The organism is Sporosarcina sp. FSL K6-6792 (assembly GCF_038004885.1).
Classification (GTDB): domain Bacteria; phylum Bacillota; class Bacilli; order Bacillales_A; family Planococcaceae; genus Sporosarcina; species Sporosarcina psychrophila.
On record NZ_JBBOSA010000001.1, the window covers coordinates 883762 to 900586 of the forward strand.

16 protein-coding genes are annotated in these 16825 nt (G+C 36.0%); all 16 read right to left on the bottom strand.

Translation table 11 applies throughout. The annotated features are described in order from the left end of the window. Positions 1–16 precede the first annotated feature (16 nt). Entirely contained in the window at positions 17–715 is a 699-nt protein-coding gene (locus tag MKZ26_RS04350) for a YesL family protein (RefSeq protein WP_340764630.1), read from the bottom strand. A gap of 120 nt (positions 716–835) precedes the next feature. Continuing rightward, a complete protein-coding gene (locus MKZ26_RS04355) occupies positions 836–1870 on the bottom strand; it encodes a Gfo/Idh/MocA family protein (RefSeq protein ID WP_340764631.1) in 1035 nt (344 codons plus the stop codon). 53 nt (positions 1871–1923) lie between these two features. Next, positions 1924–2745, bottom strand: coding sequence for a carbohydrate ABC transporter permease (locus MKZ26_RS04360; protein ID WP_340764632.1), 822 nt, complete (start codon positions 2743–2745; stop codon positions 1924–1926). Next, on the bottom strand, positions 2742–3683 hold the full coding sequence (locus MKZ26_RS04365; RefSeq protein ID WP_340764633.1) for a carbohydrate ABC transporter permease: 942 nt from the start codon (positions 3681–3683) through the stop codon (positions 2742–2744). The genes MKZ26_RS04360 and MKZ26_RS04365 overlap by 4 nt, the downstream gene beginning before the upstream one ends. Before the next feature lie 62 nt (positions 3684–3745). Then, the gene (locus MKZ26_RS04370) at positions 3746–5029 is read right to left on the bottom strand and encodes an ABC transporter substrate-binding protein (RefSeq protein ID WP_340764634.1); all 1284 of its coding nucleotides are present in this window, start codon (positions 5027–5029) and stop codon (positions 3746–3748) included. Positions 5030–5059: 30 nt separating this feature from the next. Beyond that, complete coding sequence (locus tag MKZ26_RS04375) at positions 5060–5824, bottom strand: sugar phosphate isomerase/epimerase family protein (protein WP_340764635.1); 765 nt, start codon at positions 5822–5824, stop codon at positions 5060–5062. A gap of 332 nt (positions 5825–6156) precedes the next feature. Continuing rightward, positions 6157–7140: a LacI family DNA-binding transcriptional regulator gene (locus MKZ26_RS04380; protein WP_340764636.1), complete on the bottom strand. Its 984-nt coding sequence runs from the start codon at positions 7138–7140 to the stop codon at positions 6157–6159. Between the two features lie 361 nt (positions 7141–7501). Next, positions 7502–8542 carry a Gfo/Idh/MocA family protein gene (locus tag MKZ26_RS04385; protein WP_340764637.1) on the bottom strand — a complete coding sequence of 347 codons (1041 nt, stop codon included), beginning with the start codon at positions 8540–8542 and terminating at the stop codon, positions 7502–7504. 150 nt (positions 8543–8692) lie between these two features. Beyond that, entirely contained in the window at positions 8693–9661 is a 969-nt protein-coding gene (locus MKZ26_RS04390; RefSeq protein WP_340764638.1) for a sugar phosphate isomerase/epimerase family protein, read from the bottom strand. Positions 9662–9683: 22 nt separating this feature from the next. Then, on the bottom strand, positions 9684–10709 hold the full coding sequence (locus tag MKZ26_RS04395) for a Gfo/Idh/MocA family protein (protein ID WP_340764639.1): 1026 nt from the start codon (positions 10707–10709) through the stop codon (positions 9684–9686). Between the two features lie 176 nt (positions 10710–10885). Next, positions 10886–11614, bottom strand: coding sequence for a ThuA domain-containing protein (locus MKZ26_RS04400; protein WP_340764640.1), 729 nt, complete (start codon positions 11612–11614; stop codon positions 10886–10888). A gap of 83 nt (positions 11615–11697) precedes the next feature. Then, entirely contained in the window at positions 11698–12717 is a 1020-nt protein-coding gene (locus MKZ26_RS04405) for a LacI family DNA-binding transcriptional regulator (protein ID WP_340764641.1), read from the bottom strand. A gap of 20 nt (positions 12718–12737) precedes the next feature. Further along, complete coding sequence (locus MKZ26_RS04410; protein WP_340764642.1) at positions 12738–13556, bottom strand: carbohydrate ABC transporter permease; 819 nt, start codon at positions 13554–13556, stop codon at positions 12738–12740. After that, positions 13556–14416 carry a carbohydrate ABC transporter permease gene (locus MKZ26_RS04415; protein WP_067208651.1) on the bottom strand — a complete coding sequence of 287 codons (861 nt, stop codon included), beginning with the start codon at positions 14414–14416 and terminating at the stop codon, positions 13556–13558. The genes MKZ26_RS04410 and MKZ26_RS04415 overlap by 1 nt, the downstream gene beginning before the upstream one ends. 79 nt (positions 14417–14495) lie before the next feature. Then, positions 14496–15797 carry an ABC transporter substrate-binding protein gene (locus tag MKZ26_RS04420; RefSeq protein ID WP_340764643.1) on the bottom strand — a complete coding sequence of 434 codons (1302 nt, stop codon included), beginning with the start codon at positions 15795–15797 and terminating at the stop codon, positions 14496–14498. Positions 15798–15994: 197 nt separating this feature from the next. Beyond that, entirely contained in the window at positions 15995–16690 is a 696-nt protein-coding gene (locus MKZ26_RS04425) for a YesL family protein (protein WP_340764644.1), read from the bottom strand. Between the last annotated feature and the right edge of the window lie 135 nt (positions 16691–16825).

The following is a 16825-nucleotide window of genomic DNA, read 5'->3' on the forward strand; positions in this document are numbered from 1 at the left end:
AAATTTTAGCCGTATTTCAATTCGAATCCATTTGCAAATTCTTAGTTTTTAAGTACATTTTATAAAAAAGTACAAATGATAAGTAGGCAATTAGTATTCCTGAAAACAACGGAATTAGAAATAACAGAACATAGAAACTGACATAGAAAATAATAATACTTCCTATAAAAACCACAACAGTCATTAACGGGTTCCCCACTGTAACAAGTAATGCATTCTTAAATAATTGGCCCAATTTCAAGTTGTAATGTGACACAACTGAAAAGAAATTCATCGAGAAAACAAATAGGAAAACCCCTATTATGAGGACAATATACAATGAAATAGTGCCTTTATTAACAAAATAATAATAATCCGCAATCAGTACTGCCCATGCAACTGTTAAAACAAGTCCCCCAAGAAAACTTTTCTTATAATTCTCTTTAAAATAAGTCCAATAAGATTTCAACAAAGGGCTTATCGTTCCTTGCATAACCCATTGTCTTACGCATGCAAACATTGCTGTCGTCGCAGGAAAAAATAGGATTGGCATCAATAGAATAATCAATCCTACTAAAACATAATAGCCTTCTTTTGAATCTGAAAATATTATTAGTATAGTTACTAAGATAGTTGGGATATTAAAAAGTATCCAAAGCATATTAATAATTGAAAATCTCATAATCCAATCACATAAACCGTGAAGAGATCCCATAAGACTAGTAGAGTTTTCCACATTATTCACCTCCGCCAATATAATCATACATTTGTATTCAAGGGCTTAATGAACAATACACTCTACTAAAAAACCCTCTTTAATTCTATACGGTTGTGATTATTTTTGATTTACCCATAATTACTTTTCCGTATTTAATTGAATAATTTTCTTTGTAGCACTCGATTCAAGTGCCGCTAAAATAACTTCTAACGATTTCTTGCCTTCTTCTCCATTAATTAATGGCTCAGTGTTTTGAATAATTGAATCGACAAAATGATCAATTACATGTGTATTTGTTTGGCCCCCCGCTTCGTTTGTCTGTATCTGACCTAATTCATAATTTACCGTTTCTCCATTTCCATACTGTACAATTAAAGAATAAACTGGATCATCCTCTAATCTTAGTGTCGCTTTTTCACCATAAATCACTGTAGAATTGTCTCCCCCCGCAACATAAGACCAGCTAGCAGTTAGGGTGCCAATCACACCATCTGCAGTTTTCGCGATACAAACGGCATTATCGTCAATTGTTGTATTCTCTTTTGCATTTGTTTCTACAAATGCGCTTACTTCGGTAATTTCCCCCAAGAGATAGCGCATTAGATCTGATTTATGTACTCCTAAATCTCCTAAAGCACCAATAAATGCCTTCTCCTTATTAAAGAACCAGCTCTCCCTTCCGTCAATACTCCACTTCTCTGGTCCCGGATGTCCAAAGGTAGTTCGAAAACTATAAATTTTTCCGAGCTCTCCATTATCAATTAACTGTTTTGCCTTTTGATGCGACGAAACAAAACGCTGATTATGGGCAATCATTAATTTTCTATCATTTTTTTCTGCAGCTTTGATCATGCTGTCGGCTTCCTCTTTAGATATCGCCATTGGTTTTTCACATAACACATGACATCCAGCATTTAACGCGTCAATAGAAACTGTCGCATGTAAATAATTCGGTAGACAAACACTAATAGCATCTAGATCATCAATAGCTAATAATTCTTTGTAATCTACAAATGCTTTTGCATTATAGTTTATAGCCATTTCCTCTGCTCGTTCGGAAACGATATCACAAACTGCTATAATTTCTACCTTTGTATTCGCCGCATATTCGAGTAAATGCCGTCTTCTTGCAATACTTCCACACCCTATTACTCCTATTTTTAATTTCCCCATAAATTCCAATCCCCCAATTTTCAATTAATTTCGAAAAAATCAAGCAACAGTTATTACTCCTTTACTGCCCCACCAGCTAATCCTGAAGTAACTTTTTCTTGGGAAAACAAGTAAACCAGTAACACTGGAATACTAGCTAATGCTAAAGCGGTCATTAGTCCTGGTATATTTACAGAAAACTCTCCCTTGAAATTTTGCAGACCTAATGGAAGTGTCATTCTCTCTGGTGTAGAAATTAACACAAGCGCAAAGACAAACTCATTCCATAAGTGGATAAAATTATAAATCAATACTGTCATTAATGCTGGCGAAACCATCGGTAAGATTACTCTCCAAAATATACTGAAGTGAGAAGCACCATCTAACTCTGCGGCCTCTTCTAGTGACTTAGGAATATCCCGCATAAATTGAGTCAAGATGAAAACTGATATTGGTAAACTAAATGCTATATATGGTCCTAATAATGCCCAGAGATTATCATATAACCCCATACTTTGCGTGAGTTTAAAAATCGGTATTAATGTCGCATGAATTGGAAGCATCATTCCAGCGATAAAAATTAAATATACTAGACCATTTAATTTAAATTTCATCCTACTTAAAGGATAACTCGCCATTGATGCAAACAACATAACAGCCAAAACAGATGCTACGGTTATTAAAACGCTATTTGTAAAGTATTGAGTTAACCCCATTTCAAACACTGTTTTAACGTTTTCTAAATTGAATGATGAAAATAAAGCATATGGAGCCTCATAAAATTCCGGTTGGCTCTTTAATGCAGTTGATATCATATAAACGAATGGATAAGCAGTAAATACTAACAATAGTAAGGCAAATAGGTATAAGAAACCTTTCTTAAGTATAGTAATCATAGTAAATCACCTTTCTTTTTACGATAATAATCAAGATACTGAATGATTATTACTACAACTAAGGCAAGTATAAACATTACAAAAGCAATAGCACTTCCATACCCCATATTAAAATTCACAAAAGCTTGCTTATACATGTAAGTTCCAAGTATCTCTGTCCCATGGTTCGGACCGCCACCTGTCATAATGTAAAATAGATCAAATGATTTCAAAGAACCTACAATAGCTAGGATAGATGATGTTACAATTGTCGGTGCTAGTAATGGCAAAGTGATTTTAGCAAATTTTTGTAGATAATTTGCTCCATCGATGTCTGCAGCCTCATACATTTCCTCTGATATCCCTACAATTCCCGCTTTAAAAAGAATCATATAAAACGGTGCAAATTGCCATACGATTACCAACAAAACTGAAAATATAGCTGTGTTCTTATCGCTTAGCCACGCAATATTTTCAAAACCTAAAAAGTTTATTAACTGGTTTATTGTTCCGTTAATTGGATCGTACATCAATCTCCATAATATACCAACGGCAACTGTCGACATAAGAAAAGGGATAAAATAGATACCATTAAAGAATCGAATACCCCTAATTGGGGCGAAGAGGAACAATGCCATTAATAATCCTAATGGGATCTGGATAAAAACCGATGCAAGTACTACCCAAGCATTATTTTTGAGAGATAACCAAAAAACATCATCGTTAAGCATCTTTGAGTAGTTATCCAAACCTATGAATACTTTATCACTTATGCCATTCCATTCAAAAAAACTATAATTTAATGTAGTTAAAATTGGATAAATAACATATAAGGAGTAAATGATTAACGCCGGTGCAATAAATAGGCTAATCGTTATTGTTTTTTTAACCTTCTTATCAATTGTTTTTCGTTTTGATTTCATTCCCTTTGATTTAGAAGCAGTAAGTTCTGTTTCCACGATGTACCTCCTACTCTATTTAATAATTGAAGATGGGGAGATGATGTACTCTCCCCTCACTATTATTTATCTAACAATTCCACCGCTTTTTCCTCCATTTGTTTTGCAGCTTCTTCTGGTGTCATATCCAAACCAAAGATTGCTTGAGTAGTATCTTTATGTTTTTCTCCTAATTCAGGAGGTAAAGTTTGGTCATAAGGCATTTGGATGTGTGTAGCACTTTCCGTGATATCAAAAAATCGTTTGACTAACTCATCTTTTGGTTCGATTCCAGCAACAGCACTCAAAGAACCAGTACGTGCTACATATTCATGTGCTATTTTTTCACTTGTAAGCGCTTTGATAAACGCTACCGCTAAGTCAGCATGTTCACTATCCTGCGCAACCGAAAATACTGGAGATGCCGATCCCCCAACTTGTGTTTGATCACCTTTTCCCCCAGGAACTGTAGGGAAAACGAAAAAATCTAACTTTTCTTCAAATTCCGGAGCTTCATCTCTTATATTATTTACTAGAGAGATTGTCATATCCATCATTGCCGCTTGTCCTGAATACAATAATTGTCGACCTTGTCCCTCATCATATGGAACAGCATTAAAGCCTGGATTAAATGCATTTCTATTAACTAATTCTTGAATGTATTCTCCCGCTTGAACATATGCAGGATCATCAAATCCTTTACCCTCACGATTTAACGCACTGTTAAACAAATCAGGTCCGCCAATGCGAGCCGCAAAATTCATTAAATAATATGCTCCTGGCCATTTAGTTTGATTTGTTAGAGCAATCGGGATAACTTTATTTTCATTCAACACATCAATAACTTTAAGCCATTCTTCAAATGTCACTGGTGCTTCTAATCCGTATTTTTCAAATATTTCTTTATTGTAAAACACCAGATCAATCGTTAGACCTATTGGCAGTCCATATACTTTATCATTGTAAGTAGAATTATCTAAAGCTAGCTTATTAAAATGACCTTCGTCTACATCATCCGTAAGATTTAAAACATTTCCTTCATCGGCAAAGTTTTTTAGCCATCCGCCACCCCAACTTTGAAATATGTCGGGTACCTCTCCACCGGACATTGCTACCGATAGCTTTTGTTTAAATGAATCATTAGGAATACGGGTTAACTTTACTTTAACTCCCGGATTGTCTTCCTCAAATTGTTGTGCCACTTCTTCAAATATTTCTCCTTTTTCACCCGGTTCAATATGCCAAAACTCAATTACTTTATCACCTTTATCAGTCCCAGTATCCTTTTCTCCTGACGAATCTTTACCTCCACATGCAACTAAAAAAAACATTGAACAAGCTACTAACATGAACAATAATCTTTTCATTCCAATCCCCCTATTAGTTAAGTTTAATATTTAAGAAACAGTTGAAAACTTTGTTTTTAAATAATCAATGCTAATTTTGACGCTTTCCAATGGCGTACGTCTACTTTGATCTTGTTCTATAACCCACCATTCCAAATTCGACTTGCTTGCTTGCTCTAAAACCCCATCAATATCCACTCCTCCAGTGCCTAATTCAGCAAAAAACTGTTCACCGTCAGTGGTCATGTCTTTTAAATGAATTAATGGAGTCCTATTTTGATAGCGTTCAATCCACTCGACTGGATTCTCACCGGCTTTGGTTAGCCAATAAATATCCAATTCTGTTTGCACCCATTTAGGATTTGTCTCTTCCATTATTAATTCCAGTGGTCTTTTCCCATTATCTAATTCAAGTAATTCAAAATCATGATTATGGTATGAGAAGCTAATACCTTCATCAAAACATCTTTCACCTACATTGTTGAGGATTGGAATTAGATTATAGTAGTCTTCTTTTCCCCGTCTTTCAGGTGGAAGAAATGGACAAACAATATTTTTACTACCTATAATATGCTGATAATAAATTATCTCCTCCAGTTCTGTCTCTAATGTGGTTAGTGGAACATGGCTAGAAGCTGCTTTCAAACCGAGATAATCCAATACTTTTTTTAATTCTTCTGCACCTAATCCGTGATAACCAGCAAACTCTATTCCGTCGTACCCCATATCAGCAACTTTTTTTAAAGTCCCGACAAAATCTTTTTCACTTTCATCCCGTAATGAAAACATTTGAAGAGCAATTGGTATTCTACGCATTTGTCATTTCTCCTTTTGGTAGGATTTCGGTGGTACCATGGAAAATCCTTTTGATGATGTTAAAGCTTACATTCTTGAACCGCCAAGAATGTAATCGATTACATTAGTTCGTTAAAATTAAAACCGTATTAATAAATGGTTCTTCAACTTACATTTAATTCTATAAATGATTTTATTTCATAGTCATGGCCTCCAATTTCATTGCATTTATATGAAAATTTTCTCTTGTAAAAAAAAGCAAAATAACTATAATCTATCATTATTTCCATTTTCAAGTACAAAAAACACTTTATACTATAGTGATTGAAGTGTCAATCTATTAAAGGATGAAATTAAGTAGATTCACGAATGACAAATTCGTGGTTTAAAATAATATTCCCAACTTTTTTACCACTAATTTTTTGAATAATCATATTTGCTGAAGCACTACCCATTTCATACATTGGTTGTGAGATAGTAGTTAAAGTTGGATATGTCATATTTGAAAAATCAATATTATCAAACCCGACTAACGCAATATCCTTTGGTACATTTAATCCGCTAGAATTAATTTCCTTTAAAGCGCCGATAGCTAGAACATCTGAATCAGCAAATATTGCAGTTGGCCTATCGGGCTGATCTAATAGGCTCCTCATTGCTTGCTGACCATCTTGGAATTTCACACTTTCAACATTGTAGATCCAATCAGTGTTAATTGGTATTTCAAATTCATTTAGAGCTTTTATATAACCTTCATACCGTTCACGAGCATACAAATATTTATTATCCGAATTGATAAGTCCAATTCTCTTATGACCTATCTGTATTAAGTACCTTACTGCTTGGTATGCAGCTAATTCACTATCAATAGTTACGTAGGAAATAGTACCAGCCTTGTCATATTCACTGCATTGAACAACTGGATACTTATTTGCCAGCTCGGTCAACCTAACCTTATCTACAGCTGGATCCATAGAAATTACTCCATCTGCTAAGCGATTTCTTACTAGATTTATATAAATCGCTTCTCTTTTTGGATTGGAACCTGTTTCACAAAGAAGAATATTATAGTCTTTTTCAATAGCAGTATCTTCAATGCCTTTTATTATTTCAGTATAGAATGGATTCGCAATACTAGGGATCAACACAAGAAGTAGCCTACTTTCCGACGTCCTCAAGTTACGGCCCAGCACACTCGGTTCATAATTTAATTCCTTAATTGCTTTTTCTACTTTAATAGTCGTTTCCTTAGCTACGACATTCTGATTATTCAACACCCTTGAAACTGTCGCAACAGAAACTCCTGCTTTTCGAGCGACATCTTGAATGGTAGCCATATTAACAGCCTACTTTCGAAATCTATTTGCAATGTAATCGATTACAATCTGAATATTACCATTATTCTACGTTTCAGTCAATATAATAATTCAATTTTATGTGTATTCGATTAAAATGAAGCTGATTCTTACTTTGAATATATGTATTACTAAGTAATTTGATATTTGAACTACTTCGATATCATATTGCAATTTTCCCCTTCACAAAATTCCCCTACTAAAATGCGCTAGGTAGCTGCTGTAGTTAGCAAATTACCTAGCGCACCAAATTTAGTTTTTCATGTCTAAACAATCTATATATCAATTTAAAGTTTTAGAGACGGTTTAATCCCACGTAGTCAATTATTCCTAACCTAGTTTTTTAATACTCTATCGCTTTCCCAGTCTCCGCAGATTCATAAATCGCATTAACAATCTTTTGAATAATTAACCCTTGTTCTGGCGTACTTAATGGGGTCTTGCCTTCCAAACAGCACGCTACAAATTGATTGATTTCAAGTTGATGTCCATTTACTTCTGGTAGATAAGCAGGAGTACTATCGATTAATGTGTTGTATTTCTCTTGATAAATTTTCAAAGGGAAAATATCGGCTCCCCCTTTATTCCCCATCAAGGAAACCTGCATCGTCTCATCTTTTTCGACATTTGCAGCAAAAGCAGTTTCCAAAGTTAAGGTAGCTCCATTTTTAAATGTCACCATACCAATAGCCATATCTTCTACTGTATAGTTTTCAAAGTCCCACTCACCAAACAGCCCTACTCCTTTTTTATGGCCAATTTGTTGATGGATTTTCCCCAATACAACTTCAGGCTCTGGATAGCCCATGAGATAGAGCGCGGTATCTAGCATATGAACGCCAATATCGATTAGCGGACCACCGCCTTGTAATTCCTTATTCGTAAATACCCCCCAACCCGGAATACCTCTCCTACGGATAGCATGAATGCGTGCTGAGTAAATATCGCCCATTTCTCCAGCATCAATAAACGATTTTGCGATTTCTACTTCAGGTCGATAGCGATAATGGAAACCGTACGTTAAAATTTTCCCTGAATCGCTAGCCGCTTTTACCATCAATTGTGCTTCTTCCACAGTCATTGCCGGTGGTTTTTCACATAATACATGACAACCTGCCTCAAGCGCAGCAATCGTGGCTTCTGCATGAAATTTATTAGGCACGCAAACGCTTATCGCATCTAATTCTACGTTCTTAAGCATTTCTTTATAGGAAGTAAAGACATGAGGAATTGTAAATTGTTCTGCAACTTGTTGTGCACGATCCACTATAACATCAGCAATAGCGACTATTTCCACCTTATACCCGCTGTTCAAATAACTAGGGATGTGTACACCACTTGCAATTCCCCCAGCACCAATGATTCCAACTCTCAATACACTCATTCATAACACTCTTTTCGTTTTGGATTGACTATAAGTTGTTGTTGATCATTCAATACAGGTCTACTATATGAATACATGCATTAATTTACTCGTCAAAAAAATTGCGCTGCATGAAAATCTACCTCATACAACGCAACTTTTTTCCGTTTGTTACACCCACCACATATCAGTAGGCTGATCTTTAATCATTACAGATTTCAAATTCATCACTGCACGTGAAAGCCCTTCATCCACCGACATTAACGGATCTTCATGTTCAATACTCACAACATAATCATAGCCATATGTGCGTAATGCACTCATCATATCCGACCATTCTTGGATACTATGCCCACAGCCGACAGATCTAAATGTCCACGCGCGTGATTGCACATCTCCGTAGGGTTGCATATCTGTTAAGCCATGCATGTTCACATTGTCCTGGTCAATAAAAGTATCTTTGGCATGGAAATGATGAATGGCATTTTCTTTCCCTAAAATTTTAATAGCCGCAACCGGATCGATCCCTTGCCACCAGAGATGGCTTGGATCCAAATTGGCTCCAATGGCCGGTGAAGTTGCTTCTCTTAATTTCAACAGGGTATAAGGTGTATGTACTGAAAACCCTCCATGAAGCTCAATCCCTATTTTCACACCATGATCTTCCGCAAATATCCCTTGTTCTTTCCAATATGGAATGAGTTTTTGTTCCCATTGCCAGTTATAAATATCCGAGTACTCTGTTGGCCATGGAGATATCGGCCAGTTTGAATGTTTTGAGCCCTCATGTGATCCCGGCGTTCCTGAGAATGTATTGACAACAGGCACATTTAATAACTGTGCTAGTTTAACCGTTTTCACGAATGTGTCATGAGCGTTTTGTGCAACTTGTTTATTTGGAGAAACTGGATTGTCGTGACAGCTGAACGCACTAATCGTTAATCCACGTGACTGAATTTTATCAAGATACGCCTTCCGTTTATCCTCACTTGCAAGTAGCTCATCTACATTACAATGGGCATCCCCTGGATTTCCACCCGTTCCAATTTCTATTGCTTGTAAACCTGCATCTTTTACATAGTCTAGCATCTCCTCAAATGGCTTTTGTGAAAATAAAACTGCAAATACGCCTAGTTTCATGAATCGTACCTCCAATGGTTAGTTAAATTTTGGTAAACCGTTTTGTTTCCATTGATTCTAAAGCCGCCAGAATTACCTCTAATGACTTCATACCTTCCTCACCATCAATGAGTGGTTCAGTATCTTGCACAATCGAGTCCACAAAATGTTCGATGATGTGCGTTGTTGTTTGACCACCTTCGGCATTAGACTGAATTCCACCTAATTCATAGTTAACGACTTCACCATTTTTATACTGAACAATTAACGAATAGTTTGGATCATCTTCTAGACGTAATGTAGCATGTTCACCATAGATAATCGTGGAATTATCTTCTTTTGCCGTATAAGCCCAACTAGCTGCAAGTGTTCCAATCACACCGCTTTCAGATTTCAAAATACAAACGGCATTATCATCAACATCTGTATTTTCTTTCGCACTTGTTTCAATAAAACCAGCTACTTCGACAAATTCTTCACCAAGTAAGTAGCGAAGCAAATCAGCTTTATGTACGCCAAGATCCCCCATCGCACCAATAAAGGCTTGCTCTTTATTGAAGAACCAACTGTCTTTACCGTCAACACTCCATCCTTCAGGTCCGCCATGTCCAAATGCAGTTCTGAAGCTATAGATTTTACCTACCTCACCTTTTGCAATTAAATCTCGAGCCTTAGCATGCGATGCTACAAAGCGTTGATTATGCGCGATCATCAATTTTTTATTATTATTTTTTGCAGCTTCAATCATTTCCGTGGCTTCAACTCTCGATGTTGCCATCGGTTTTTCGCATAAGACATGACAGCCCGCTTGTAAAGCAGCAAGGGAAACAGGAGCATGTAAATAGTTTGGTAAACAAACACTCACTGCATCCGGCTTTTCCACTTCAAATAACTTTTCATAGCTAGTATAAGCTTTTGCTCCATATTGTTGTGCAATCTCCTGTGCTCTTTCTTCGATAATGTCACAGACTGCGACAATTTCTACTCCGGAATGGCTATTAAATTCTCCTAAATGTCTATTTTTAGCAATACTTCCACATCCAATAACAGCAACTCGTAATTTCGACACTTTTTTCACTCCTCTTATTGTTTTCATTCTATATGAATATATATGTTGAAATTAAGAATCCCATTACACCCGCTACAGCGTGAGAGGCTACCTACTGCCTAAACCAAGGATTTTCCCCGCCAGCCTTAGGATTGCGACTATCCCTTTAAGAGGGCTTCACTGAGTTATAAAAGTATTCATTTGTTCAACATATTAGTGATTTTCTCTAACGGTTTAGCATTGCCATAGATTGGCGTTGGTGTGTTCGAATTGGCAGCCCATTTCGCTGCATTACGAATCACCTGTTGCACATCTTTATTGTAGTATGTAGGATATGTTTCATGTCCTGGTCGGAAATAGAAGATCTTCCCTTTGCCACGCTTAAATGTTGCGCCACTTCTAAATATTTCCCCACCTTCAAACCAACTAACAAAGACTAGCTCATCAGGTGCTGGGATTTCAAAATGCTCCCCATACATCTCTTCTTTTTCAAGTTCGATATACTCCCCGATGCCTTCTGTAATGGGATGGCTCGGATCAACAACCCATAATCGTTCTTTCTCATCTGCTTCGCGCCATTTAAGATCACAAGTCGTTCCCATCAACGTCTTGAATATTTTAGAAAAATGAGCCGAATGCAAAACAATTAAGCCCATACCTTCCAATACACGCTTCTTAACTCTTTCTACTACCTCATCTTGTACTTCATCATGCGCAAGATGACCCCACCAGACGAGTACATCTGTATCACTCAAAACCTCTTGGGTTAAACCATGCTCTGGTTCATCGAGTGTTGCTGTTTTTACATGATGAGCGTCCTGTTGTAAGAAATCTGCAATTGCTCCGTGTATTCCTTTTGGATAAATACCCGAGACAACTGGATTTTTTTGTTCATGACGATTTTCATTCCATACGACGATATTCATGAATAGTTCCTCCTTCAAATAGTCTGTTGCACGAATTTAAGCAACCGGTTGCATTTATATATAAAATTACGTATTCTTCTTATTTACAAAGCTGAACACGAATTTCTTTCCACAATAACAGTTGGTATGATGACACTTTTTCTAAACATTTGTGGATCTTTTACAAGTTCTATTAAACAGTTTGCCGATTCATACCCTAATTGAAATATTTGTGTATCCACAGTTGTTAATGGTGGATTGGCAACTTTCGATATCACTGAATTATTAAAAACAATCATACTCATATCGTCTGGTACTTTAATGTTTTTCTCACTCAAAGCAGTCAACACAATTAACGCATTTAAGTCATCTGAGACAACTAATGCAGTAGGCGGTTCAGCTAAGCCCATTAATTCAGTGATAACTTGTTTCCCATGATGAGGATCGAATTGAATATTTTTGATATAGCCCTCTGATACAGCCAACCCCTGCGCTTTTACCGCTTGTATGAAGCCATTTAACCTGGCTTCACTTACTTCAAACTGATCATCTTCACCAATAAATGCAATCTTTTTATGTCCAAGGTTTAGTAAAAAATCAGTAGCTTCTTTCGCCGCTTGGACGTTGTCATTATCTACAAACATGATCTTACTGGATTGAATTAGAGGTTTTCCTATGACGACGAATGGGATACCAGATTCTATTAAATAAGGAACGACTTTATCATCTTTTTTTGAGTATAAAACGATCATGCCATCCACTCTTTTTCCGCGTACCATTTTAACAGTATCAGTAAAGATTTCGTCCTCAGATTCCCCTGTAGTTAAACTGATACTGAAGTCATGCTTACTGCACAAGGCGCTGATACCCCGAATAACTTCTGGGAAAAAGGAGCTATGCATAAACTCTGACGTAGAGTTTTTCATTATAATACCGATTGTCTTCGTTGATTGTGTAGCAAGCATTTGCGCATTATAGTTTAAATGGTAACCCATTTCATCCATAACTTTTTGGACTTTTCGTTTCGTTTTCTCACTAATGAGGGGGCTATCTGAAATTACACGTGAAACCGTAGATGGGGCTACATTTGCTTGAGCCGCAACATCTTTAATCGTTACTGACATAACCTTCATCCTTTATAGTTTTATTTAACGGCACCTTCTGATACCCCTTCGATAATTTGCTTTTGCGCAAAGAAATAACCGATAATAACTGGAATCACGGCGATTGTTAACCCTGCTAATGCTAAATGCCATTGTTTTGTGTATTGACCAAAGAATAGGAACATTTTTATAGGAATTGTCGCACTCGAGTCCGATAATATCAGAGATGGTAATAAGTAATCATTCCAAATCCAAATCACATTTAATATTCCTACTGTAACTGAAATAGGCTTAAGTAATGGGAATACGATCTTCCAAAACACTTGAAATCTATTCGCTCCATCGATAATGGCAGCCTCATCCATTGAACTTGATATTCCAGTCATTGCACCATGATATAAAAATATAGATAAACTAGAACCAAATCCTAAGTACATAAAGATAAGGCCTGGACGATTCAACATATCCGCTTGTCCAAATAATGAGACAAGTGGAATCATAACTGATTGAAATGGAATTAACATAGCAGCAACAAAAACTAAGAAAATAATGCCACTAAGCTTACTCTTATTCCGTGCCAATGCATATCCCGCCATAGATGAGAAAATAATGATAATTCCTACACCTGAAACAGTAATTAGTATAGAGTTCAAAAGGGCACTCATAAAGTCTAAATCAATAAAAGCCTTCACAAAGTTATCAATCGTATATTCTTTAGGTAATCCGAGTACATCCGTGAAAATTTCCCGCTTTGTTTTAAATGCATTAACAATCATTAAGTAAAAAGGTGAGAGCCATAATAAAGCAAGCAATAGGCCAAAAAATTCTATAATATATAAATTACGTTTACTTTGCTTCATTATAAATCCACCTCTCTTTTTTTATTAAAGTAAACTTGCGTTACGGCAACAGCGGCTATAATCAGGAAGAAGATAACGGCTTGCGTCTGGGCATAGGCCATTTTATTTTCAGTAAAAGCTGCTTTAACAATACTCATCGCAACCATTTGCGTGGAGTTATAAGGTCCGCCATTAGTCAACGACAGGTTTTGGTCATAGATCTGAAATGAACTAGACAGTGTTAAAAACATACTAACCGTAAATGCAGGTGCTACTAGTGGAAAAGTGATTTTCCAAAAACGCTGATAGCTAGATGCTCCATCAATTTCTGCCGCTTCAATCAAATCTTTTGGTATGTTTTCCAAGTAAGCAATATAAATAATCATAATGTACCCAGCCATTTGCCAAGATGTTAAAATGACTAGTCCCCAAAAGCCAGTTGCGGTCGTAGACAACCAACCTGTTAAGGCCTCAATTCCCAGTAAATCTCCTAATCTTCCAAAAACACTTATGAAAACAAACTGCCAAATGAATCCTAAAATGAGCCCACCAATTAAGTTTGGCATAAAGAAAACAGTTCGCATAAAACTACTCGTTTTCATTTTCCGTGTCACTAGCAAAGCTAGACCTAGTCCTAAAAAGTTAAGGAGTATGACGGAAGTTACTGCAAATTTAGTCGTAAACCATATCGCTGCTCTGAATTCTGCATCTTTAAATAAAGTGATATAATTCTTAAATCCGACAAAGTCAGTTACTACCATACCATTCCAATTTGTAAAGGAGTAAATAACACCATAAATAAATGGGATAATAATCACAATACCTAAACTCAAAATCACTGGCATTAGAAATAACCAAAATGATAAATCACGGTTACGCATTACTTGCACCCCCAATATGTAGTACAGCTAACAAAAATTTGCATGAATTTTTGTTAGCTGTATTTTTCTGTAGATCAAATCATTTTCGTTCTTCTTCCCATTTAACTTGTACTTCATTAATCATTTCATCCCAAGCGATACCACCACTTAAATACTTTTGCATGCTCGCTCCAAGTACATTTTCACTCCAGCCCGTTGGAGCCCCCTGGAACACCCATCCTTGTATAGTGTTCCCCTTGGAAGCATATTCATAAATTGTTTGAGATAGAGGATCTGCTATTTTAGATGAATCATAATCTTTATACGCAGGAATAAATTTAAAGTCTTCTAATACAGCATTTTTACCAGTCTCAGATGTATACATCCAATTCAAGAAATCTTTACTTGCTTGAACTACTTTTTCATCACTATTACTATTTACAGCCCAATACATCGGAACTCCGGCTGGAATATGACCTTCCAATCCTTCAACAGGAACTGGAATAATACCGATGTTATTTTCAGCTAATTCTGGATCCATATCATAAATCGAGTTATAAACCCAGTTACCTTGTTGAATGATAGCAACTTTTTCTAAAGAAAATAATTGTTCTACTTGTTGGGAGTAATCTAAGCTGAGAACAGGTTGAACAGAATATTTATTTTCCAGGTCAAGATGCCTTTTCAATTCATCACTTTTTTCAAATGCTATCGTCTTACCATTAAAAGCCTCTATAGCATCATTATTGAATTCTGGTGCAAAGAAGATGTTTGCTAAATGGTTTCCAATTACCCATTTTTCTTTAGCTGCAAGTGCAAATACAGCGTCAATGCCTAGTTTCTTCTTTTGGCTGTCCAATGACTCAACCGCATTCTCTAAATCGTCAAAAGTAATAATTTCATCTGGATTAATTCCAGCCTCTTTAAAAATTCTTTTATTATAAATTAAGCCATAGCCTTCTTGATTAAACGGCAATCCCAGAACTTCATCACCATTTCGCACAGTGTCTAGTGTACCTTCAAGGGCTATTTTTGCTGCATCTGTATCGGATACGTCTGCTAAATAGTCTTTATACTCTTCAACAGCAGATGGCCCACCTACATTAAAAATATCTGGTTCTTCACCTGAAGAAAATGCCGTTTTTAAAGATGCGCCATAATCATTTCCCCCACCGACAGTTTTAACATTAATCTTTACATCAGGATTTTCTTTTTCATATACTTCTACAAGATTTTCAAATTGATCTTTAATTTCTACTTTAAATTGAAAAATATCAACTGTTACCTGATCCCCAGATGCATTGTCTTTTCCTTCGCCTTCCGAAGCTGAGCATCCCACTAATGCAAGACTAGAAATTAGAAATACGGAAACTAAACCCCAAAAACGCTTCTTTTTTCTCAATATAATCTCCCCTTTTTTGTTTTCCCCAATGAAAGCGGTTGCACATTTTAATTCTAGTAGCCATTAATTATCGACTTATCCCCCTAGACCAATCATGAAACCGGTTGCATTGATTTACATCTTCAGACTAACACCCAATTTCAAATTGTGCAATACAAATAATTGATTTATTAGTTTCTATTAAATTTTAGGTGATTTCAGTTTTTACTTTTATCAATTATTTTTAGGTAATTTCTATAAAAAGCGGAAAAGCATAAAAAGGCAATAAGAGAGCCTGTTAAAAAGGGAAGGAAGAATCTGAAAACGTTTAGGCTTATGTATAGGACTACACCACTACTAATTGCCACAGCGATAAATAATACTGGACTTCCTATCGTTAGAAGAAATGTATTTTTTAATGCAGTAACCAACTTCATATGATAATGAACTGTAACCGAAAAAAGATTGATTGAAAAGACAAATAAGATAATACCCAAAATCATAAAAAGAAACATCAAAATACTACTTTTATCAACAAAATAATAGACATCTGCCGCCCAAATCATCCACGCTATTGTTAAAATAAGGCCACTTGAAGCACTTCTTTTATAATTTTCTTTATAGTACCGCCAATAAGTCTTGAAAAGATGACTACTATCTTCATCTTTAATAATCCACCCTCTTACCATCCCAAACATTGCGGTCGTTGCGGGGAAGAATAAAATTGGCATTAATAGTATTAAGGGAATCAATAAAAGGGGTAATTCTTCTATTTGTTCAATAAATAATAGATTTAAAAGTAAAAAAACAATTGGTATATTAAAGAGTATCCAAAATAGATTAATCAAAGAAAACTTCATAATCCATTCACTAATGGCATACAAGCCACCCATAAAACCCGTTTTGTTGTTCATACATAAATCACTCCCTATTTTCTAAATTGAATAGTGTCATCGTGTACAAATACCAAAAAGAGAGTTAACCACTTAATGTGATCACTCTCAATCATAGAAGTAACAAAAGGAGCTATCTCTCAAAGTTTCGACCTT